Source organism: Sulfurospirillum sp. 1307 (assembly GCF_054408545.1).
The window spans coordinates 290,216-311,978 of the sequence record NZ_CP176011.1; the positions used below are offsets into that span (position 1 = coordinate 290,216).

Consider the following 21,763-nt stretch of genomic DNA (forward strand, 5'->3'; position numbering starts at 1 on the left):
TTAATTCTAGTTATGTATAATACAATATCAATATTAAGTATTAGATAAAATAAAATAAAATTGCTTTTAAAAGAATTATAAAGTTATACCTAATAAAGATTTTTAATATTTATTTAACTAAGTTTTGATATAGTTTCTAACTCGATAACTACTTTTTGTAGTTAAAATTTCATAAGGAGAAGAAAATGGCAGTAAAAATTACTGATATTTGTATTAGCTGTGGTGCTTGTATAGATGAGTGCCCTGTTGAAGCGATTGTTGATGAAGATGATAACCCAACAGGTGAAGATACATACTATGTTTATGCAGATAAATGTGTTGAGTGTGTAGGTCACCATGATGCTCCAGCTTGTGCTGAAGCTTGTCCAACTGAAGGATGTATCGTTTGGGATGCTGTTGTAGATGGACAGCCAAGCCGTGATGAAATTGGTGCAGATATGAGAAAAGGCGACACTCCTGTTGTTGAATAAATATAGTTTATGATGAAAGGCAAGAGCCTTTCATCATCTTTTTAACTTTTTTTAAATAATTTTTTAATTTAATACTTTTTAAATCTTTTTTTTGATATACTCCCACGTCCTGACCTATCAATATAGGTTATTGTAAAATCTAGGAGTAAATTTATGGAACAAACACTATCAATAATAAAACCTGATGCTGTATCTAAAAATGTAATTGGAAAAATAGTTGACAGATTTGAGTCTAACGGACTTAGAATTGCAGCTATGAAAAAAGTACAGTTAAGTAAAGCAGATGCTGGTAACTTTTATGCAGTACATGCCAAGCGTCCGTTTTTTGGTGAATTAGTAGAGTTTATGACAAGTGGACCAGTTGTAGTAATGGTACTTGAAGGTGAAAATGCTGTTGCAAAAAACAGAGAGTTGATGGGTGCTACTAACCCAAAAGAAGCAGCTCCTGGTACAATTAGAGCAGATTTTGCAGAAAGTATTGATGCAAATGCAGTTCATGGAAGTGATTCTTTAGAAAATGCTAAAATAGAAATTGATTTCTTTTTCGCAAGAAGAGAGATTGTATAATATAAATGGTAGTAGCCTTTAATAAAATTTCAACAAGTGGAATTGATTTTAAAGCTACAATAGATGGAGTTGAATTTACTGGATTTGCAAAAAAAGATTCTAATAACTTAGTTCATTGTAATGGAAAATTAGTTGGAACATTGACTCACATTTGTGATAGATGCGGTAATGAATTTGATTTAAAAATTGATGAAAAAGTTGATTTATTTGCAAGTGATGGAGAGTATAACGGTGAAGATTATGCTCTTGATGTAATGGAATTTTTTGAAGGTTTAGTAAATTTTGATACAATATTAGAAAGTGAATTAGGTGTAGTGCTTAGTGATTATCACTATTGTTCTACATGTAAAGAAAATATATAGGAGAATAAAATGGCAGTTCCAAAGAGACGCGTAAGTAAAACAAGATCAGCAAAGAGAAGAACTCACTATAAAGTAAGTTTACCAACACCAGTTAAAGATGCTGATGGAACATGGAGAATGCCTCACCATGTAAATAAAACTACAGGCGAATATAAAAACTAAATGATAAAGATTGCTATAGATGCAATGGGTGGTGATTTTGGAAGTCGTCCAATCTGTCAAGGTACAGTTAAAGCCTTAAGAGAGAGAAAAGATTTTCAAGCTATTTTAGTTGGAAAAACTAAAGAGATAGAGTCACTCATCCCTACTTCGTTAAAAGAAAGAGTTTCGTTTGTTGAAGCAAGTGATGTACTTGCTATGAGTGATGGTGCAACTGAAGCTCTTAAAAGAAAAGAAACATCTATTTACAAAGCGGTTGATTTAGTAAGAGATGGCAAAGCCGATGCAGTAGTTTCAGTTGGTCATAGTGGAGCTACTATGAGTTTGGCAACTCTTAGAATTGGAAGATTAAAGGGTGTATTAAGACCAGCAATTGCTACTTTGATGCCAACACCTTTAAGCAAACCTACATTAGTTTTAGATGTTGGTGCAAATGTTGATTGTAAAAGTGAACACTTAGTTCAGTTTGGAATCATGGGTGAAGCATATGCAAGAGATGTTTTAAAAGTTGATTCTGTTAAAATTGGTTTGTTATCAAATGGTGAAGAAAAAAGCAAAGGGAATGATGTTACAAAAGAAGCTTATGAAAAGCTTATTACATTAGATAGTTTTGTTGGTAATATAGAAGGTAATGATATCTTTAATGGAAAGGTAAATGTAGTAGTTTGTGATGGCTTTGTTGGTAATATTCTTTTAAAAACCAGTGAAGGTGTTGCTGAATCTATTACTAAAATTATAAAAACAAACATTAGAAAATCACCACTTGCTATTGCAGGTGCACTTCTTATGAGACGAGTTTTTAGAAGTTTGAAAAAACAAGTTGATTACGCAGAATATGGTGGAGCACCACTTTTAGGGATTAATGGTTGTGCAATTATAGGACATGGTAAAAGTAATCCTAAAGCTGTAAAAAATGCAATTTTTCAAGCAATTAATTTTTCAAACTCTAATATAAACGAAGATATCCAAGAAGGATTATCTAAAATTCAAAAGTAAAGGACTCTCTTTTGTATGCTGCATTAAAATCTATTGGAAGTTATATTCCTGAAAATGTTTTAACTAATCATGATTTAGAACAAATGGTTGATACTAGTGACGAGTGGATTAGTAAAAGAACAGGTATTAAAGAGAGAAGAATAGCAAATTGCGATCAAGCTTCGAGTGATTTGGGTTATGAAGCAGCAAAAGTTGCTATAAAAAGAGCTGAGATTGATATTGAAGATATCGACATGCTCATATGTGCAACTTTGAGTCCTGATTATTTAACGATGCCTTCAACTGCAGCAATGATAGGTAAAAAACTAGGAATTTCAAATGTAATGGCATTTGATATCAGTGCAGCTTGTACTGGTTTTATATATCTTATTTCTATTGCAAAAGCTTTTATAGAATCTGGTGTTAAAAAAAATATACTAATAGTTGGCGCTGAAAAGATTAGTAGTGTAGTAGATTATACAGATAGAGGTACATGTATACTTTTTGGAGATGGTGCAGGTGCAGCTATCATTAGTGCTACTGAAGATAAAAACGAAGCAATTGTGGATGTTTTAGCCAGTGCAGATGGAACTTTTGGAGATTTACTTATAACTCCTGGTTGTGGTTCAAAAACCCCAATTAGAGAAGATAATGTTGATAAAAAGCACCAATACATGAAAATGGCAGGTAATGAGGTTTTTAAAGTAGCTGTAAAAACTCTTACAAATGATGTTATACAAATACTTGAAAAAAACAACATAAAGCCAAGCCAAGTAGATATGTTTATCCCACATCAAGCAAATTATAGGATAATAGAAGCAGTTAGAACTAAGCTTGATTTTCCACTAGAAAAAACAGCACTTACAGTTAGCAAATACGGCAATACATCATCAGCATCAATTCCAATGGCTATGAACGATATGTATGAAGAAGGTAAAATCAAATATGGAGATTTAATGCTTCTTGATGCTTTTGGCGGTGGATTTACATGGGGTAGCGCTTTGGTTAAATTTGCTGGTAAAAATTTTGGTGAATTAAAATGAATATCTTTAAAAAGTTTTTAATTTTATCTTTACTACTATTTGTATCTTCAAACTTATTGGCTAGAGACATCGGAGAAGTTAATTTACCAGATAGCATTGAAAAACCAGCTTTAGTTTTAAATGGTGCTGGAATTAGAAGCAAATTTATATTTGATCTTTATGTTGCAGGATTATACCTTCAAAAGAAAAACAATGATGCAAAAGATATAATCAATGCAAACAAGCCAATGGCAATAAAACTCCACATAATTTCTTCTTTAATAAGTAGTGAAAAAATGAAAGATGCTACAATGGAAGGCTTTGAAAATTCAACAAACAATAATATTGCACCAATAAAAGAAAAAATAGAAGCTTTTATAGATGTTTTTAAAGAAGAAATAAAAAAAGATGATATTTACACTTTTATTTATGAACCAAGTAATGGTGTAGAAATTTTTAAAAACTCTCAACTAAAAAGTACTATAAAAGGACTAGATTTTAAAAAAGCTCTTTTTGGTATATGGTTAAGTGATAAACCAGCTCAAGAAAGTCTTAAGAAAAATTTACTTAATATTTAAATTTTAATAGTATACTTTTATCCTTAATATAATACTGATAAATAATTCCAAGGATAATGTATGCATAAAAAATTACAAGATGTAAAGAGTGAAATATCAAAACTTGTAGTAGCAGGTGATGAAGTTATAGACTCTCTTTTAATAGCTTTGATTTGTGATGGGCATGTTTTGCTTGAAGGTGTTCCAGGACTTGCAAAAACTACTATAATAAACACTTTAGCAAAAACTCTTGGTTTAGAATTTGGAAGGGTTCAGTTTACTCCAGATCTTCTTCCAAGTGACATCATAGGGGCTCAGATTTATAATCCAAAAGATAGTAAATTTGAAGTTAAAAAAGGCCCTGCATTTGTAAACCTTCTTTTAGCAGATGAAATTAACAGAGCTCCTGCAAAAGTACAATCTGCACTTCTTGAAGCAATGCAAGAAAAACAAATAACAATCGCTGAAACTACTTATAAGCTACCTTATCCATTTTTTGTTTTGGCAACTCAAAACCCACTAGAGAGCGAAGGAACATACTCACTTCCTGAAGCACAACTTGATAGATTTATGATGAAATTAAACCTTGGATATGCTTCAAAAGAAGATGAGATTGAGATTATGAGAAGAGTTGCTTTTAAGAAAAATATACAAATCAATAAAGTATTAGATATCAGTGATTTGGATGAGTTTAAAAAGAAATTAGACTTGATTCACATAGACAAAGAGGTAGAAGAGTATATTGCAGATATTATATTTGCTTCAAGATATCCAAGTAGATACGAACTAGAAGATATTGAGCCACTCATAAGATTTGGTGCAAGTCCTAGAGGAAGTATAGATTTGCACAGAGCAAGTAGGGCAAATGCTCTTTTAAATGAGAGAGATTTTGTTACTCCTGTAGATGTAGTATATGTAGCAAAAGAGGTGCTAAGACATAGGATTATACTTAGCTATGAAGCTGAAGCAGAAAATTTAAATAGTGATAAAATAATAGATAAAATAATAGATAAACTACCTATGCCATGATTGATGTAAAAAAGATTGTAGCAAAGTCAAAAAAGTATATTTATGGGGATTTACTAGGAGAGCATAACTCAAAAATCATAGGTGATGGTTATGATTTTGCAAAAATTCGCCCATATGAGTTTGGTGAACACATAAGAAGAATTGATCCAATTGCAACTGCCAAGATGGGTGAGATTTATCTTAGAACTTTTTATGAAAGTAAAGAGATAAATGTTGAAGTCATTGCACTTATGAGTGGGAGTTTGTATTTTGGTTCTCGCATTTTAAAAAAAGATGCACTTGCTAGTATTGCTCGTGATATTGGCATAAATTGTGTAAAAAATTCTGATAGATTTGGTATCTCTTTGTTTAGCAATAAACTGGAAAATAGGATTGAGCCTACAAAAAAAGAAGCTGGTGTATTAAATGGTATAAAAAAAATCATTGAATTTGATGTTTTAAAAAAAGATATAGACTATGATAAGTTATTAAATTATCTGTTATATGGCATAAAAAAACGATCTTTTATATTTATTTTGGGAGATTTTTATGATATTCCAAATCTAAAAGCAGCCGCAAAAAAACACGAAATTGTAGCTGTTAAAATAAGAGATAGGTTTGAATTAAATCCTAAAGCAATAGGTGAAATTGGAGTAGTTGATCCAACTAGCTTGAAAAAAAGTTCTCTTTATTTTTCAAATACAAATTTAAAACATTACAAAAAAAGTTTATTAAAACATGATTTGAGATTAAAAGAGTATTTAAAAGAGTGTAGTATAAGGTTGATAGAGTGGAAAATATAAGAGATATAAAAGGATTAATTGAGATTAATGAGTACTCTTTGTATGTTTTTATAGCTCTTATAATTATTTTTATTGCTATTATTTGGTATTTATTTAAAGTGTTTAAAAATAGAAAAAAAGGCATAAGTAAAGAAAAAATTGCAAAAAACGAGCTTAAAAAAATAGATTTAAAAAATGCAAAGAAAAGTGCATATAAGCTATCTAAGTATATTCCAGTTTTAAATTCTGATATTGATTTGTCTTTTTTAGATAAGTACAAATATAAAAAAATTGTAGAGGATTTTAGCGAAGAAGATTTGCAAAAAATTGAAGAGATACTAAGGGGGACAAATGTTTGAATTTGAATACCCTTATGTTTTTTTGATTTTAATTTTATTTATAATTTGCAGCTTTACATGTAAACCTCAAAAGCTCTACATGTATATGCCAAAAATTTTTGATTTTAATCATAGATTGAAGATAAATTATGTAAAAGAGATTTTAAAATGGCTTACTATTTTTTTAGCACTAACAGCACTTGCAAGCCCAACTATAAAAAGTGCCATAAGCAATACAAGACCAGCTCATGCAGTAATGCAGTTAATTGATGTGAGTGATTCTATGAGCAATGGCAGAATCCCTATAAACAATGGTACTAGTGTTGCAAATAAACTCAGTGTTGCCAAAGAGATAGCTAGTACTTATGTGAAAGAGAGAAAGAGTGATCATGTAGGGATTATTGTTTTTGGTGATTTTGCATATGTAGCTTCACCTCTTAGTTTTGATTATGAGGCAACTTCATATATCTTGCATGGACTAAACAGAGGAATAGCAGGTAAAAGAACATCTTTATATGATGCTCTTTTTTTAAGTGCTAGACTTTTAAAAAAATCAAAAGCAAAACAAAAAGTTGTAATTTTACTAACTGATGGTTTTGATACGGCGAGTAAAGTGCCTTACAGCGTAGCAAAAAGAGCGATTTTAGATGAAAATATAAAAGTTTTTAGTATAGGTATTGGAAGATATGGTGAGTATGATGAAAATGTTTTAAAAGACATTGCAAAAAGTACAAATGGAGAATTTTTTAGAGCAAATAGTGCAAGTACATTAGAAAAAGTTTATAAGTATATAGATAAATTACAAAAAGATGAATTAAAAGATAGAGTACGATTTAAAAAAGAGTATCTTTACATGTACCCACTATTTTTTGCGTTTTTATCACTACTTGGATTTTTACTAATAAGAGGTGATGAATGATTTTTTTATATCCTTTTGTTCTATTTTTACTGATTATTCCTATTTTACTGGTTTATTTTAGAAAAAAAAGTAGTTTTATTTCTCTTGAAGGAGTTTTTTCAAAAGAGATTTTAGAAAAAATTTTAATCAACAAATCAAGTAGCAAAAGTAGATTTTATTTTGGAATCATTACTCTTGTTTTTATGATTTTAGCACTTGCTAGACCTGTAATGCTAGATAAAAACATAGAGAGTTTTTACAATTACGATAGCTTTAATATGGTGGTTTTACTAGATATTTCAAAATCAATGGAAGCAAATGATATCTTTCCAAATAGATTAGAATTTGCAAAAAAATCCCTTTTTGAGTTAATGGATAAATTAAAAGGGGCAAAAATTGCAAGCATTGCATTTACGCATGATGCATTTTTGGTAAATCCATTTAGTGATGATTTTGATAGTATAAAATTTTTGATAAAAAACTTAAATCCAAATTCGCTTAGCTCTAAAGGAAGTGATATAAGCTCAGCCCTCAAAGCTACAAAAAGAGCTTTTGAATCTTTAAAGGATGAGAAAAAAGTAGTTTTACTCATAAGTGATGGAGCTGATGGAAGAGGGATAAAGAAGATTTCTAAGTTTGTAAACGATGAAGATATAATCTTACATGTACTCAATGTTGGTACCAAAAAAGGCTCAGCCTTAAAAGATGAAGGAGGTGAGCTTATAAAAGATAAAAAAGGCAATATTGTAATTTCAAAAAGAGATGATAATATAGCAAAAGTTGCATCAAATTCAGGTGGGGCATTTTTAGCTCTTAGTGGAAAAATTGAAAAGCTTGATTGGTTGGCTAAAAATATAAAAAATAGTGCAAAAATTAAAAAAATCAAGAAAAAATCAACTGATAATTTTAAAGAACTGTTTTATTATCCTTTATCTTTAGCTTTAATTACTACTTTTTTACTGTTTAATTCTATTAGATTACCTTTTTTAGCTTTAGTAATTATGAGCCTACATGTAACTCCTGCAAAAGCTAGTATATTTGATTTTTGGGATAAGTATGAAGCTCAAAAAAGTTATGAAAAAGGTGATTATAAAAAGGCATATGAGCATTTTTCTAAAATCAATAAAGACGAAGCGATTTATGATAGGGCAAATGCTCTTTATAAGCAAGGAAAGTTCAAGGATGCTCTAAAAGAGTACGAAAAAATAAAAAGTTTTAAAGATGAAAATGAATTTAAAAGACTTTACAATGAGGGAAATTCTTATGCAAAATTGAACCAGATAGACAAAGCCATAAACTCTTATGAAAAAGCTTTAAAAATAAAAGATGATGAGGATGCTAGGTATAATCTGGAACTTTTGAAGAAATTAAAAAAGAAAAAAAATCAGCAAAACAAAAAGCAAAATAACAAAGAAAATAAAAACAAAAAAAAGAATAATCAAAATAAAAAAGATAAAGATAACAAAAAAAACAATCAAAACAAGAGTGATAAAAACAAGAAAAAAGATGAAAAAAAGAAAGAAAACAAAGATAATAAAAATGATAAAAACAAAAGTAAAAAAAATAAGCAAAACAGCAGCAATAAAACAAAGAAAAAAGAGAAAAAAATAAGTGAAGCAGAGGCTAAAAAATGGGAAAAGATTATGAAAAAACAAAATTTTACAACAAGACCTATGCCTCTAGTAAAAGGAGATGATAATGAAATTAGTTGGTAGGATAGCTCTTTTTTTAATTATAACTTTAAATTTATATGCAGCAACTGCGAAACTAAGTTCAAGCAGTATCGTCCAAGGTGATAGAGTTATTTTGATAATAAGTGCAAGTGGAGAAGATATAAAATTTCCTGAGATTAAAAAGATTAGTGGATTTGAAGTTTCAAGTACAGGATTGTCTCAAAGCATTACTAATATAAATGGAAAAGTGACTAAAAAAATAGAAAAACATTATGAGTTTATGCCAACAAAAAGTATAGATATCCCAGCTTTTGAAGTTAAAGTAAATGGAGAAATTGAAAAAACAAATCCTTTACATGTAGAAGTTAGCAAAGCAAATATACAAAATAGTAAATTTTTATTTGAAATGAGAGCAAATAAAAAAAATATAATGCAGTTTGAGCCTGTTAAATTGGAGTTTGTTTTTAAAAGAGATATAAATGAGGAAGTAAATGACTTAAGATTTTTGCCTCCAAAATTTGATAATTTTTGGGTAAAAGAGGGTAAAAAGAAAAAACCTTATCAAGAGGGAAGATTTGTAGTTCATACCATGACATATTTTTTATATCCTCAAAAAAGTGGAGATTTTGAGTTAAATCCAGCTAGAATAGATGTAGGACTTAGAAGTAATAGACGAGATATATTTGGTTTTTTAAATCAACAATTAGATTGGAAAAGTGTTTTTTCAAATCCGATTAGTCTACATGTAAAGCCTCTAATAGGAGCGAATTTATATGGAAAATTTGAGATAAGTGCAAGTGTTGATAAAAATAGTATAAAAGCAAATGAAGCAGTTAATTATACTCTTAAGATAAAAGGCGAAGGCAATTTTGATGATATTGATGAGTTTGATTTAAAGATTGATGGAGCTAATATCTACAAAGATAAACCGAAAATTAAAACATACGCCCTAAGTGATGCAATAACTGGCGAATTTGAGCAAAAATTTTCCATAACATCATCAAGTGATTTTACAATTCCTTCTGTAAAATTGACTTATTATGACGCATCATTAAAAAAAGTAGTAACTAAAAAAACAAACCCAATAAATATAAAAGTTGATGGCTCTAAAGTTGAAAAAACTCTTCAAGTAGCACCACAAAATATTGAAAAAAAAGAAGTTATAAAAGAGATAAAAGTAATTGATTACAAATATATAGCGTTAGCATTTATAGGAGGATTTTTTATAGCTTTTATCATATTTTATATCTTTTCAAAGAAAAAAGATATAAAACTTCCAAAATTTAAAAGTGATAAAGATTATCTAAAAGAGCTTTTAAAATACAGAGGAGAAGATGAAAAAATAAATGAGCAGATAAAACTCCTTGAAGAAAATATTTATGCAAATAAGAAAAATAGGATTGATAAAGAGGTTTTAAAAAAATTTTTAAAGCATGGTGGAGTATAGCGGGCTCGAACCGCTGGCCCCAACGCTGCTAGCGTTGTGCTCTCCCAGCTAAGCTAATACCCCACGAAAATAATATTATAACCTATAAAATCTTATGTAAAGTTGTGGCATCTCCCATCCACTGCTCTAATTTTTCATAATCATCATTTTGTATCATTTCTTTACATTTTGATAACTCTTTTTCAAAAATATCAATAGAAGTTAGTAAGTTCTCTTTGTTTTGTTTAAAAATATCAGACCACATATTTGGGCTACTTTTTGCAAGTCTGCTCATATCTTTAAAACCACCAGCTGCAAGAAGAAGGATGCTTTTAGGATCTTCTTGGCCAATTACACTGTTTGCTAATGCATAACTGATTGCATGAGGCAAATGTGAGATAAAAGATGCATGTCTATCGTGTGAGATAGGATCCATAAAAACGATTTTCATACCTATGTGAGAAAAAATTTGTATGGTTCTGTCTTTATGAAAGTCACCACTATTTTGTGTGTCACATAAAACTACAATTTTATCATGATAAAGAGTACTAAATGCTGCACTTGGTCCAAAACGCTCAGTACCAGTCATCGGGTGAGTTGCTACAAAGTTCTGTCTGATATTTGCTGGAACGCTATCTATAATATCTTTTTTAGTACTTCCTAAATCTATGACAGTTGTATTTTTATCTATATCACCTAATGATTGAAGTGCTTTTTTAATAGCTTCAACAGGAATTGCTAGAAAAACAATATCACACTTTTTTATATCTTCAAAAGAGACAATATCATCAACTAATTCTAGTTTTAAAGCATCTTCGCAATGTGTTAAGTTATGATCAAAACCTAATACTTTTGATACTAATTTTGTGTCTTTCAAAGCAAGCCCGAGTGAACCTCCCATGAGACCTAGTCCTACTATTCCTACTAGCATAAATTTTTCCTTTTAATTTTACTATTGATTAATTCTAAAAATGGTATTATATCTGCTTTAGACTTGTTGCAATATAATTATGCACCATTAATATGCTTTAAAGAGGTAAGATTGTGTAAAACTTTTTTAAGGCATAGCCAAAGCTATGTTGATAAAAAGTTTTGTGCAAGGTTGCCTCTTTAAAATGTACCCTTCGGGCTTAACACATTTGCCCATACTCTTCGTTAACACTTCTTGAAATAGCTACGGCTATTCCTGCAAAGTGTTGCCTTGATTATGAACAAATGTGTTAAGTTAATGGTATATAATTATATCGTAACAAGTCTTTTATTTAAAACTAACAATTAGGATTGCATATTATGAAAAAACTCCTTGTCTTTGTCTTTATGATAACTATGACTCTTCAAGCAGCTACAGTTAAAAACTTAAAATTTGATGGCCTTATTCATATATCTCAAGAAGTTGCTTCTGAAATGATAGGTATAAAATCAGGTGATGATGTTGATATAGAAAAAATTGATAAAGCAATTAAAACTTTGTATAAGCAAGGATATTTTGAGGATGTTTGGGTAGAAGATACAGGAGATGGTGAACTTGTTTTTCATTTCAAAGAGAAGCCTACTATCGCTCAAATTGAGTTAAGCGGAATTGGTGAAAATGATAAAGAAAAAGTAATGGGAATTTTGGGGCTTAAAAAGGGTGAAGTTTATGATTTGGAAAAAGCTACACTTGCTCAACTAAGAATAGCACAGTATTATGAAGCTCAAGGGTATTTTGATACAGTAGTAGAACATAAAAAAGAATTTATAAATAAAACTGCATTAAAATTAAATTTTTTAATAAACAGAGGTGAAGAAGTTTTTATTAAATCTGTAAAAATGTGTGGTGCAAAAGCATTAGAGTATAGTGATGTTGAACCAAGCATTGCAAATAAAGAGGCAGAATGGCTTCCTTGGATGTGGGGCTTTAATGATGGTAAATTAAGACTTTCTGATTTAGAGTATGACCCTGAGAGAATTAAAAATGTATATATGCAAAATGGTTATTTAGACGCGACTGTTAGTACGCCATTTTTAAAAGCTTATTTAGATAGTTATACTGCAACTTTAACTTATAAAATTGATGAGGGGAAACAGTATAAAATTGGTTTAGTTGATATTAAAAAACCTGAAGATTTAAATATATCAGTAGATGAATTAAAAGATGAAATGGTTTTGCAAAGTGGAGATGTTTTTGATGTTGACAGACTAAGAAAAGATGTTAAAAAAGTAGAAACTGCAGTTGCAAATCTAGGTTATGCATACGCAAGAGTAATTCCAGATATTCAAAAAAATAAAGAAAAAGCAGTGGCTGATATATATCTAAGAGTAGTTCCAGGTAACAAAGTTTACATAAATGATGTAAGAATTTCAGGTAACAGTAGAACTATAGATAGAGTTGTAAGAAGAGAAGTTTTCTTAGCAGCTGGAGATTTATATAATAAAACAGATTTGGAAGATTCAAAATCAGCTCTTAAAAGAAGTAGTTATTTTGAAGATGTCAAAATTGAAGAAAAAAGAGTAAGCAAAGATAAGATTGATTTGATTGTCAAAGTAAAAGAGGCTTCAACTGGAAGTATTGGTGGTGGAATTGGTTATGGCTCAAGTGATGGTCTTTTACTAAATGCAAGCGTATCTGATACAAACATATTTGGCTCAGGTATAACAGCAAGTGTTAATGTTGATAGAAGTGATAAAGAGCTTAGTGGAAAGATATCTTTAAATAATCCAAGAATATTTGATTCAATTTATAGTTTGGGTGGAAGTATATATAGACAAGATTATTCAAACTATAATTATAATACATTGACAACAGGATTTAGCTTAAACGTTGGAAGAAGATTTGGAAGACACTTTTCAGGTAGCATTGGTTACATTTTACAAAGCGTTAAATATTCAAACTTTCAAGATACAACAGGACTTGGAATTTACACAGATGCAAATTATCCTGACATATTAAAAAGTTCAATCATTCCAGCACTTTCATTTAATAATACAGATGATTATTATTTACCAAGAAAAGGGATGAGCTTTAAAACTTCACTAGAGTTTGCAGGACTTGGTGGGGATGCAAAATTTGCAAAAAGTATAACGAAGTTTAATTATTATTATGGATTAAGAGATAAAATAAAGTATGATTTGATTTTAAGATATAAAGCACAAGCTAAATACTTAATAGACAATGGTTATGTTCCTTTAGATGATTATTTTAAAATGGGTGGTATTAGTAGTGTTAGAGGTTATTCATCAGGCTCTTTGTACCCGACTCAAGTAGTAGATAGTAGATTGATTTATGGTGGCAATATGATGTTTGCAAATAGTGTAGAAGCTAGTTTCCCACTAATAGAGAGATTAAAAATGAGAGGCGCACTTTTTTTAGATTATGGTATGATAGGATATGATGGACTTGATATAAAAAGAGCTGGAACTGGAATTAGTTTAGAGTGGATATCTCCTATGGGACCAATATCCTTGATTTTTGCTAAACCTTTACTTGAAGAATCCGGTGATAATACATCAAGCTTTGAATTTAGTATGGGAAGACAGTTTTAACTGTTTTCTATGATTATCGCAAAAGAGGCTGGTTTTACTAGCTTCTTTATGCACTCTTTTGCTAGATATAATTTCTTTGAACTTTTTATTACAAGGGTGTGGTTTTCGTATGAAAATTCCATCTTAGTTCTACTTAAATCAGAATTCAAACACTTTGCAAGTGAAATGATAAAACTAAGCCAATTTACGATTTCTATCTCTGGTAAAAGTTTTTTATAAGCCATTACATCTTCATAGCTTGGTAGTTTTCTAGTATGATATTTAACAAGTAAAGCTATCAAAACTTTTTGTTCATGTGTGAAGTTATAATTTAGATTATTTAAAATAAAATAAAAACTATGTAAGTGCTCTTGATAAAAACTTAACTTTCTTCCTATATTGTAAAGTTTACAAGCAATTTTAAGTTCTTCCTTGTATTTTGGATCAATTTTGTGAAGATAATCAAGTGCATCAAACAGTTTAAGTGCTGTATTGCTTATGTATTGATTCTCTTTTGGATCATCAATAAACCTATCACTTAAACTTTTTACACTTACTTTAAAATTAGATGGGAATTTTTGATTTGAAGACCGCAATAAATCTTCTAAATACACTCCCTCTCTAACTCCTGCTCCATTTGTAAGGACTTTGATAGCTCCTGTTTTTTTTATTAATCTTTCAAAGATTAAACAGCCTTCTTGCATAGTATCGAGTCTGTCTTTTTTTACACCTATCTCTTTGAGTTCTGCTTTATGTGTGCAGTTTGAGATTTGGTTTAAAAGATAATTGAATTCTTCAATATTATATTCAAACCCATGCACAGTTTCTAAAGGATATTCCATCTTTTTCATAACCATATCAGAAAATGCTCTAATTGTTCCTCCAATCCCTATAATTGTTTCAGATTGAAAATGTTTAGGCAAGGATGAGAGTTTTTTTTCTATATACTCTTTTGCGCCTTCAATGTCTATCGAGTGATTAAAAAAAAGTTCTTTTAATCTAACAGTGCCTAGATCAATTGAAATAGTATCAACTATTTTTGAGTTTTCAATTTTAGCAATCTCACTTGAGCCTCCACCAATATCAACACTAATGGCATCATCAATTGGTTTTAAAAGATTTACAGCAGATAAGGCACCATAAAATGCCTCTTTTTTACCATCTATTATCTTTATGTTTATATTTAAATCTTTTTTGATTTTCTTTATAAATTCTTTTGAATTCGGAGCATCTCTAAGTGCAGAAGTAGCAACGCAAAATGTTTTTTTGCATTTTAGATTTTTTATTATTAAGGAGAACTCACTAAGTGCATTATATGCCCTGTTAAGTGGCTCAGGCTGTAATACACCACCTTTTTCGTAAGCTCCTTCTCCTATTCTTATCCTACTTTTAATCTCTTTTACAAGATGAAAAGCAAAAGAACTACTTTTTTCATACACAACCATACGGGCTGAGTTTGATCCTATGTCTATGATAGCAGTTCTTTTGGCCATATATCTTATTCTTCGTTTGCTAGTTGTTGATATTTTAGTTTTAACTCCGCAATTGTTTCTACATTGTCAGGATCTGGTATGATACAATCAACTGGACAAACTGCAATACAACTAGGCTCGTCATAATGTCCAACACACTCAGTACAAGCGTCAGGGTCTATTATGTATATTGGATCTGCTTCTTCAATTGCATAATTAGGACACTCTTCTCTACAAGCATCACATGCTATACATTCATCAGTTATCATTAGTGACATTAAATTCTTCCTTAAAAAATTTTTTCAACTTTATACACTAAAAATACTTTGAGTAAATTTAAATATCACATTTAGTAGCGTTTTTTGTGAGTTTTTTCTTTGATATTGCCATATGGAGCATTGCTATCGCTCCTTTTTTATCTTTTCGGTTTTTAATTTGTATACTAGCTCCTATGGCATCAGCAGCACCTTTTGCCAAAAATAATCCTAATCCAGCCCCTTCTTTACCTCCATATCTTTTAAATGGTGCAAAAAGGTCTTTTGTTTCATCAATTCCACTTCCAGAATCTATTACATGTATATTTATACCTTCATTATCAGGGAAGCTTTTTATCTCAATTTCCCCGCCAACAGGAGTGAACTTTATAGCATTTTGAACAAAATTTTGAAGAATATGAACTAGTAGTGTAGGCTGAATTAGTACAGGAAATGATTTTGGAGAAAAATCTGTTTTTATTGTTTTTTCTTTTTGGTGAGCCAAAATTTTGAAATTATTTGCTCTTTCTTTTAAAAAGGAGATAAGATCAATTTCTACTGGTTGTTCAAACTGAGCACTTTCTAGTCTTCCAATCTCTAAAATGTTACTTATCATTTTATTCATTTCATCAATAGTTTGATTATTACTTCGAATAGTTTCTATATATTTTTCAGTTTCTCTTTGTTTTATTAGAGTGACTTCATTTTTTGTTTTCATAACTGCTAGAGGTGTTTTTAATTCATGAGCAGTGCCAGTAAAAAGCTCTTTTTGGTATTTAACAAAAGTATGAATTCTATCTATTAGCTTATTTATTGTTATTGCTAGTGGTTGAAACTCTTCAGGAATATTTTTTGTATTAATTGATTGAAAGTAGTTTTCATCCATCAAAGATAATTTTTTAGTTAAAGATTGAATAGGAATAATAAGCATTCTAGAGAGCAAAAGTGCATAAAATATAACTAAAAAGATAGTTATAAAATTTATTGCAACTATACTTTTTAAAATTTTATCCATCAATTTATCAGTATTTGATATATTTTTAGTTATTGCTATAAAAGTAGATTTCTTTTTGTTGTATGGATAGAATATTGTCAAATAGCTTTGTGAGTTTTTTGTAAATTGTTCAAAACTTATATTATGTTTTTTATCAGGTTTAATTACTATATTGATTTTAGAGTCAATCTCAAGTTTTGGAAGGGTATATTTTATAGTATTGATTCCTGAAAAATTCATTGAATTAGAATAAAGTGCAGCTACTCGAGTTGCTTCTTTAGTTAATTCTTTAGTAAGGTCCTCATATATGGAAATTTTAATATAATTGTATAATATGGCAGAGAAGATAACAATTAGTGTAGCAGATGCTAACACTAATTGTATTGCGAATTTACTTCTTATACTTTTTTTGGAAAACAAAATCTATAACCTCTTCGTCTTACCGTCTCTATTGTAGAGATTTCTAATGGTTTATCCATTTTTTGACGAATTTGGTTAATAGCAACTTCAATTACATTAGGAGTTACAAGTTCTGGCTCTTCCCAGATAGCATCTAATAATTGCTCTTTTGAAACAATTTGATCGCTGTGACGAGCTAAGTGAGTAAGTACTTCAAAAGGTTTCCCTTTTAGCTCTATCTCAACACCTTTGTATATAATTTTTTCTTCATCAGGGTCTATTGTTAAATCATCGATTTTGATTACATTAGTTCCACCAAATCTAAGTCTAGCTTCAATTCTTGCTACTAAGATATCAAAATCAAATGGTTTTTTTATGTAATCATCTGCACCAGCTTTTAAAGCTTTTATTTCACTCTCTTTATCATCTTTTGCAGACAATACAACACAAGCAGTTCTTGGAGATTTTTGTTTTACTATACTGATAAGATCAACACCATCACCATCTGGAAGCATCCAATCAGTGAGTATTAAATCATAGTTTCTAATGCCAACATAATATTCTGCATCTTTAAAATTTTCTGAACTATCAGTTTGATAACCAAACTCTTGTAAGCCTTCTGCTATTGTTTTGTTTAGAGTAACTTCATCTTCTACTATTAAGATTCTCATTTCTTTCCTTCTTGGGTTCGTAATTAAAACGGAAGTATAGCATAATTTTAGCTAGATTTAAAGTTTTTTTAATAAATTTTTAATATTTTTTATATTTTTCTACGCAAACATCGCATTTATCGAGTATTTGAGGCTTTGAAATTTTTAGCTTTATTGAAGTAATATTTTTAAAATTTGATTTGATTTTTTTTAAAATTGACAAAATTGCATCTTCGATAAGAAGAAATTTCTCTTCTTTTATAGTCTCTTCAATCAAATTTGCAATTTCAACATAGTTTATAAATTTATTATTTTTATATTTGTATTTAATCTTACAATTTACGACAACTTTTTGAGGAACTTCTCTTTCTTCAGGTAAAATTCCAATGATTGTATCAAAAGTTAAATTCTCTATGTATATTGTCATATTATTTTTGATTCTTTTCCGCTTATGAGTCTTGTTATATTAGGAATATGTTTGTAAATCACTAAAAATGCAATTATTAAAATTGGTGCGTGAGTTTTAATAACATCAATTTCAGGATGAATGACAAAAGATGAAATAATTAGTGAAAAAAGTGCAACTAAAGATGAAACAGATGAAATTTTTATAGTTTTTCCAGCTACAAACCAAGCAATTAATGCAATAACAGTTTCAATTGGTAGCATAAAAATCATTACCCCAAGACCAGTAGCAACGCCTTTGCCTCCTTCAAATTTCAAATAAGGACTATAGCAATGTCCAACAACAGCAAGTATTGCTATCATCCACTTCGTTTCTTCTGAAAGATTTAACAAAGTTGCAATTACTAAAACAAACATTCCTTTTAGTGCATCTAGTATAAGTGTTGTCGCTGAGAGTTTTTTAGCTAAGCTAGGATTTGTTTCTTTTAAAACTCTTAATACATTTGTAGCGCCTATGCTCCCACTTCCTTGTTCTCTTGGATCTATTGAAGTGAATTTTTTAGTTAATATAAGTCCAAATGGAATACCTCCAACTAAATAAGCTAATATATAAAATTGTATATTTATATTTGAAAAAATTTCTAACATGTATGTCCTCTTGATTTTAATATTATTCAAATTTAATATAAAACTTAAATTTGAATTAGCATTTTTTAATGTAGCTATTATTATACATAATTTGATATAATGCTAAGCTTTATAAACTATAATATGCTAATTCAAGTTTAAGTTTTATATCAATTTTTATCTCATTCTTAAAAATGCATTCTGCATTTTTTGCGAGGCTTCGGACGACTTGTTCCTGATTGCACAAATGAGCGTCCTAAGAGCTGATAAAATTCAATATAAAACTTAAATTTTAATTAGCGTAGAACTATAAGGAATTTAAATTGAGTAATGAAGTACTAAAAGAAGAGATTTTAAAATTAAAAAAAGAATTAGATGTAACTATAGTGGCTCATTTTTACCAAAAAGATGAAGTTTTTGAGATGGCTGATTTTACAGGTGATTCACTTGAGCTTGCAAAGTTTGCAGCTCGTGATGAAAATCCAAATCTCATTTTTTGTGGTGTTGGTTTTATGGGACAAAGTGTAAAAATATTATCACCAAATAAAAGAGTTTTGATGCCAAAAATTGCATGTTGTGCGATGGCAAAAATGATTGATGTTGATTATTATAAACAAAATGTAGATATCTTAGAAGAATCTGGAATAAAAAAAGAAGATATTATGCCTGTGACTTATATCAATTCATCTGCTGAAGTAAAAGCTGAAGTTGGAAAAATGGGAGGCTATGTTTGTACAAGCTCAAATGCTAAAGTTATAATAACAAAAGCACTCGAGAGTGGAAAGAAAATTTTATTTGTTCCAGATAAATGCCTTGGACAAAATATTGCATTAGATATGAATTTGAAATCATGTGTGATTGGTGATGGAAGTGATCCAAAAGATGCTGATATTATTTGTTACAATGGATTTTGTTCTGTTCATCAACTTTTCGAAGTAGAAGATATAGAGTTTTATAGAGAAAAATATCCTGATATTTTAGTAGCTACTCATCCAGAATGTAAACCCGAAGTTTGTCAAGCATCTGATTTTGTTGGTTCTACTTCACAACTTATTAGATATATAAAAGAGCTACCATTAGAGCAAAAAGTAGTTGTAGGAACAGAATATAATATGGTAAATAGATTAAGAGAAAAAAATACGTATGTATTGTCTGCTACAAAACCAGAGTGCCCAACTATGAATGAAACTAGATTGGAAGATTTGAAAAATACACTTTTATCTATAAAAAATGGAAATTTTGATAATGAAATAACAATCAGTGAAGAAACTGGCAAGTATGCTTATTTGGCTTTAAGTAGGATGCTTGAATTATGATAAAAAGATTTGTAAAAAAAGCGCTACAAGAAGATGTTGGAAGAGGTGATCTTTTTTATTTGGTTGGAAGCAATACAAAAGCAACTGCAAAAATTATAGCAAAAGATGATGGGATATTAGCAGGAGTAACTTATGCTAAGGCTTTGTGTAAAGTAGAAAAACTTGATTATAAATTTTATAAAAAAGATGGTGAAGAGTTAAAATATGGAGATGTAATTGCTACTATAAAAGGTAAGTCAAAAAAGTTGTTAATGTGTGAGAGAACACTTCTTAATTTACTTCAGCATGCTTCTGGAATTGCTACTAATGTAAACTCATATGTAAAAGAGATGAATAACGATAAAGTAAAACTTTTAGATACAAGAAAAACCAGACCACTTTTGCGAATTTTTGAGAAGTATGCAATTAGATGTGGTGGTGGATATAATCACAGAATGGGACTTGATGATTGTTTGATGATTAAAGATACTCACTTGCAAACGATAGGAAATTTAAAAGAATTTATTCAAAAAGCTAGAAAAAAACTGCCTTATACTACAAAAATAGAAGTTGAATGTGAAAGTGTAGAGTTTGCTAAAACTGCATTAATAAGTGGAGTTGATATGTTGATGTGTGATAACATGAGTGTAGAAGAGATTAAAGAAGTTGTTACATGTAGAGATGAAATTGCTTCTCATGTGCTTTTAGAAGCTAGTGGAAATATAAACAAAAAAAATATCAAAGATTATGCTAATAGCGGGGTTGATGCTATTAGTAGTGGTAGTTTAATTCATCAGGCAGTTTGGCTTGATTTCTCAATGAAAATAGAGCAAAAGGTATTATAAGTAGGAACCTAAATGGCTGACGATCAAGAAAAAACGGAAGAGCCCACCTCCAAAAAGATTGAAGATGCCAGAAAAGAAGGTAATGTTCCAAAGAGCCAAGATACAAGCAGTTTTGTAACACTTGTTGTTGCAATTGCTGCGTTTTTTGCATTATTTCCATTTATTAGACAAAGAATGTTTTATCTATACAAATATGTCAATTCATTTATGGGTATTGATTTAGATAAAAATGATGTTTATATTCTAATGATTACTATTTTTAGAGAAGTGTTTTTGATGGTTATACCATTGGCTTTGGTTGTTGCAATCGCAGGTGTTTTAGCTTCTGTTTTACAGTTTGGATTTTTATTTACAACTAAGCCTTTGATTCCAGATATAAAAAAAATAGATCCAATTAAGGGTATCAAAAACCTATTTTCTATGAAAAAATTTGTAGAAAGTATAAAAACTATAGTTAAAGTTTTTTTAGTTTTATCTATTGCTTATTTTTATCTTCTTGATTTTACAAATGAATTGCCATCTACTATCTTTTTACCATTAATAAAACAAATGGTTTGGCTAAGAGATAAGGCACTTATACTGATTGCTGTTATGTTGTTGCTTTTTTTGGTATTGGCACTTTTTGATCTTTTTTTTACAAGGTACAACTATACAAAAGATCTAAGAATGAGTAAGCAAGAGATAAAAGATGAATATAAACAAATGGAAGGTGATCCTCAAGTAAAAGCAAGAATTAGAAAAGTGCAAATGGAAATGATTAAAAAAAGAATGATGGCAGATGTTCCTAGTGCAGATGTTGTCATAACTAACCCTACTCATTTTGCTGTTGCTATAAGATATGATCAAGAAAAAGAGCATGCACCAAAAGTTGTTGCAAAAGGAGTTGATCACTTAGCACTTAAGATAAGAGAAATAGCAAGGCAGCATAATGTGCAAATTGTAGAAAACCCTCCACTTGCAAGAGAATTATATAAAAAATGTGAAATAGATGAACTGATTCCAGAGAGTCTTTATAAAGCGGTTGCAGAAGTTCTTGCTTTTGTTTATAAAAGTTCAAGAAAATCTAGAAATTAACCAATTGTTT

At 29.7% G+C, this 21,763-nt stretch carries 24 protein-coding genes and 1 tRNA gene; 17 read left to right on the forward strand and 8 right to left on the reverse strand.

What is annotated here, in order from left to right; genetic code table 11:
* Nucleotides 1-185 precede the first annotated feature (185 nt).
* The 13 genes from ACKGJI_RS01530 to ACKGJI_RS01590 all read left to right on the forward strand — a co-directional run bounded on the left by ACKGJI_RS01530 (nt 186) and on the right by ACKGJI_RS01590 (nt 10,258).
* Nucleotides 186-470, forward strand: a complete 285-nt coding sequence (locus ACKGJI_RS01530) for an NADH-quinone oxidoreductase subunit I (RefSeq protein ID WP_458700800.1) — start codon at nt 186-188, stop codon at nt 468-470.
* Between the two features lie 153 nt (nt 471-623).
* A complete protein-coding gene (gene ndk, locus ACKGJI_RS01535; RefSeq protein WP_458700801.1) occupies nt 624-1,037 on the forward strand; it encodes a nucleoside-diphosphate kinase in 414 nt (137 codons plus the stop codon).
* Nucleotides 1,038-1,042: 5 nt separating this feature from the next.
* Complete coding sequence (locus tag ACKGJI_RS01540) at nt 1,043-1,399, forward strand: YceD family protein (RefSeq protein ID WP_458700802.1); 357 nt, start codon at nt 1,043-1,045, stop codon at nt 1,397-1,399.
* 9 nt (nt 1,400-1,408) lie between these two features.
* Nucleotides 1,409-1,561: a 50S ribosomal protein L32 gene (gene rpmF, locus ACKGJI_RS01545; protein WP_458700803.1), complete on the forward strand. Its 153-nt coding sequence runs from the start codon at nt 1,409-1,411 to the stop codon at nt 1,559-1,561.
* Nucleotides 1,562-2,554 carry a phosphate acyltransferase PlsX gene (gene plsX / locus ACKGJI_RS01550; protein WP_458700804.1) on the forward strand — a complete coding sequence of 331 codons (993 nt, stop codon included), beginning with the start codon at nt 1,562-1,564 and terminating at the stop codon, nt 2,552-2,554. It begins immediately after the preceding gene.
* An 11-nt stretch (nt 2,555-2,565) separates the two neighbouring features.
* Nucleotides 2,566-3,576: a beta-ketoacyl-ACP synthase III gene (locus ACKGJI_RS01555; protein WP_458700805.1), complete on the forward strand. Its 1,011-nt coding sequence runs from the start codon at nt 2,566-2,568 to the stop codon at nt 3,574-3,576.
* Nucleotides 3,573-4,133 carry a chalcone isomerase family protein gene (locus ACKGJI_RS01560; protein WP_458700806.1) on the forward strand — a complete coding sequence of 187 codons (561 nt, stop codon included), beginning with the start codon at nt 3,573-3,575 and terminating at the stop codon, nt 4,131-4,133. Before ACKGJI_RS01555 ends, ACKGJI_RS01560 begins: the two co-directional genes overlap by 4 nt.
* A gap of 60 nt (nt 4,134-4,193) precedes the next feature.
* Entirely contained in the window at nt 4,194-5,141 is a 948-nt protein-coding gene (locus ACKGJI_RS01565; protein WP_458700807.1) for an AAA family ATPase, read from the forward strand.
* The gene (locus tag ACKGJI_RS01570; protein WP_458700809.1) at nt 5,138-5,923 is read left to right on the forward strand and encodes a DUF58 domain-containing protein; all 786 of its coding nucleotides are present in this window, start codon (nt 5,138-5,140) and stop codon (nt 5,921-5,923) included. The genes ACKGJI_RS01565 and ACKGJI_RS01570 overlap by 4 nt, the downstream gene beginning before the upstream one ends.
* Nucleotides 5,911-6,261, forward strand: a complete 351-nt coding sequence (locus ACKGJI_RS01575; RefSeq protein ID WP_458700810.1) for a hypothetical protein — start codon at nt 5,911-5,913, stop codon at nt 6,259-6,261. Before ACKGJI_RS01570 ends, ACKGJI_RS01575 begins: the two co-directional genes overlap by 13 nt.
* The gene (locus tag ACKGJI_RS01580) at nt 6,254-7,159 is read left to right on the forward strand and encodes a vWA domain-containing protein (RefSeq protein WP_458700811.1); all 906 of its coding nucleotides are present in this window, start codon (nt 6,254-6,256) and stop codon (nt 7,157-7,159) included. Before ACKGJI_RS01575 ends, ACKGJI_RS01580 begins: the two co-directional genes overlap by 8 nt.
* Entirely contained in the window at nt 7,156-8,853 is a 1,698-nt protein-coding gene (locus tag ACKGJI_RS01585) for a vWA domain-containing protein (protein WP_458700812.1), read from the forward strand. The genes ACKGJI_RS01580 and ACKGJI_RS01585 overlap by 4 nt, the downstream gene beginning before the upstream one ends.
* Nucleotides 8,837-10,258, forward strand: coding sequence for a BatD family protein (locus ACKGJI_RS01590; RefSeq protein WP_458700813.1), 1,422 nt, complete (start codon nt 8,837-8,839; stop codon nt 10,256-10,258). The genes ACKGJI_RS01585 and ACKGJI_RS01590 overlap by 17 nt, the downstream gene beginning before the upstream one ends.
* Here the strand turns inward: ACKGJI_RS01590 and ACKGJI_RS01595 are convergent.
* Nucleotides 10,246-10,321 (reverse strand) — tRNA-Ala (locus ACKGJI_RS01595). The two genes, ACKGJI_RS01590 and ACKGJI_RS01595, sit on opposite strands and share 13 nt — an antisense overlap.
* A gap of 19 nt (nt 10,322-10,340) precedes the next feature.
* Nucleotides 10,341-11,168, reverse strand: a complete 828-nt coding sequence (locus ACKGJI_RS01600) for a prephenate dehydrogenase (RefSeq protein WP_458700814.1) — start codon at nt 11,166-11,168, stop codon at nt 10,341-10,343.
* A gap of 359 nt (nt 11,169-11,527) precedes the next feature.
* Here ACKGJI_RS01600 and bamA point away from each other — a divergent pair, with 359 nt between their 5' ends.
* A complete protein-coding gene (gene bamA / locus ACKGJI_RS01605; protein WP_458700815.1) occupies nt 11,528-13,759 on the forward strand; it encodes an outer membrane protein assembly factor BamA in 2,232 nt (743 codons plus the stop codon).
* On the opposite strand, the gene ACKGJI_RS01610 is transcribed toward bamA, so the two are convergent.
* From ACKGJI_RS01610 to plsY, 6 genes are all read right to left on the reverse strand, one after another.
* On the reverse strand, nt 13,756-15,231 hold the full coding sequence (locus ACKGJI_RS01610; protein ID WP_458700816.1) for a Ppx/GppA phosphatase family protein: 1,476 nt from the start codon (nt 15,229-15,231) through the stop codon (nt 13,756-13,758). The genes bamA and ACKGJI_RS01610 overlap by 4 nt on opposite strands.
* 5 nt (nt 15,232-15,236) lie before the next feature.
* On the reverse strand, nt 15,237-15,488 hold the full coding sequence (locus ACKGJI_RS01615; protein ID WP_458700817.1) for a YfhL family 4Fe-4S dicluster ferredoxin: 252 nt from the start codon (nt 15,486-15,488) through the stop codon (nt 15,237-15,239).
* A gap of 58 nt (nt 15,489-15,546) precedes the next feature.
* Nucleotides 15,547-16,878 (reverse strand): sensor histidine kinase, encoded by a 1,332-nt coding sequence (locus ACKGJI_RS01620; RefSeq protein WP_458700818.1) that lies wholly within the window; start codon nt 16,876-16,878, stop codon nt 15,547-15,549.
* The gene (hsrA, locus tag ACKGJI_RS01625; RefSeq protein WP_458700819.1) at nt 16,857-17,528 is read right to left on the reverse strand and encodes a homeostatic response regulator transcription factor HsrA; all 672 of its coding nucleotides are present in this window, start codon (nt 17,526-17,528) and stop codon (nt 16,857-16,859) included. The genes ACKGJI_RS01620 and hsrA overlap by 22 nt, the downstream gene beginning before the upstream one ends.
* 79 nt (nt 17,529-17,607) lie before the next feature.
* Nucleotides 17,608-17,934 carry a dihydroneopterin aldolase gene (locus ACKGJI_RS01630; RefSeq protein ID WP_458700820.1) on the reverse strand — a complete coding sequence of 109 codons (327 nt, stop codon included), beginning with the start codon at nt 17,932-17,934 and terminating at the stop codon, nt 17,608-17,610.
* Nucleotides 17,931-18,560, reverse strand: coding sequence for a glycerol-3-phosphate 1-O-acyltransferase PlsY (gene plsY, locus ACKGJI_RS01635; protein ID WP_458700821.1), 630 nt, complete (start codon nt 18,558-18,560; stop codon nt 17,931-17,933). The genes ACKGJI_RS01630 and plsY overlap by 4 nt, the downstream gene beginning before the upstream one ends.
* Nucleotides 18,561-18,862: 302 nt before the next feature.
* Between plsY and nadA the strand changes: the two genes are divergently transcribed.
* Genes nadA through flhB form a run of 3 tightly spaced genes read left to right on the forward strand, consistent with a single transcriptional unit; the run spans nt 18,863 to nt 21,753 of the window.
* Nucleotides 18,863-19,855 (forward strand): quinolinate synthase NadA, encoded by a 993-nt coding sequence (nadA, locus tag ACKGJI_RS01640; protein ID WP_458700822.1) that lies wholly within the window; start codon nt 18,863-18,865, stop codon nt 19,853-19,855.
* Nucleotides 19,852-20,679, forward strand: coding sequence for a carboxylating nicotinate-nucleotide diphosphorylase (gene nadC / locus ACKGJI_RS01645; protein ID WP_458700823.1), 828 nt, complete (start codon nt 19,852-19,854; stop codon nt 20,677-20,679). Before nadA ends, nadC begins: the two co-directional genes overlap by 4 nt.
* Before the next feature lie 12 nt (nt 20,680-20,691).
* Nucleotides 20,692-21,753 (forward strand): flagellar biosynthesis protein FlhB, encoded by a 1,062-nt coding sequence (gene flhB, locus ACKGJI_RS01650; RefSeq protein WP_458700824.1) that lies wholly within the window; start codon nt 20,692-20,694, stop codon nt 21,751-21,753.
* Nucleotides 21,754-21,763 lie beyond the last annotated feature (10 nt).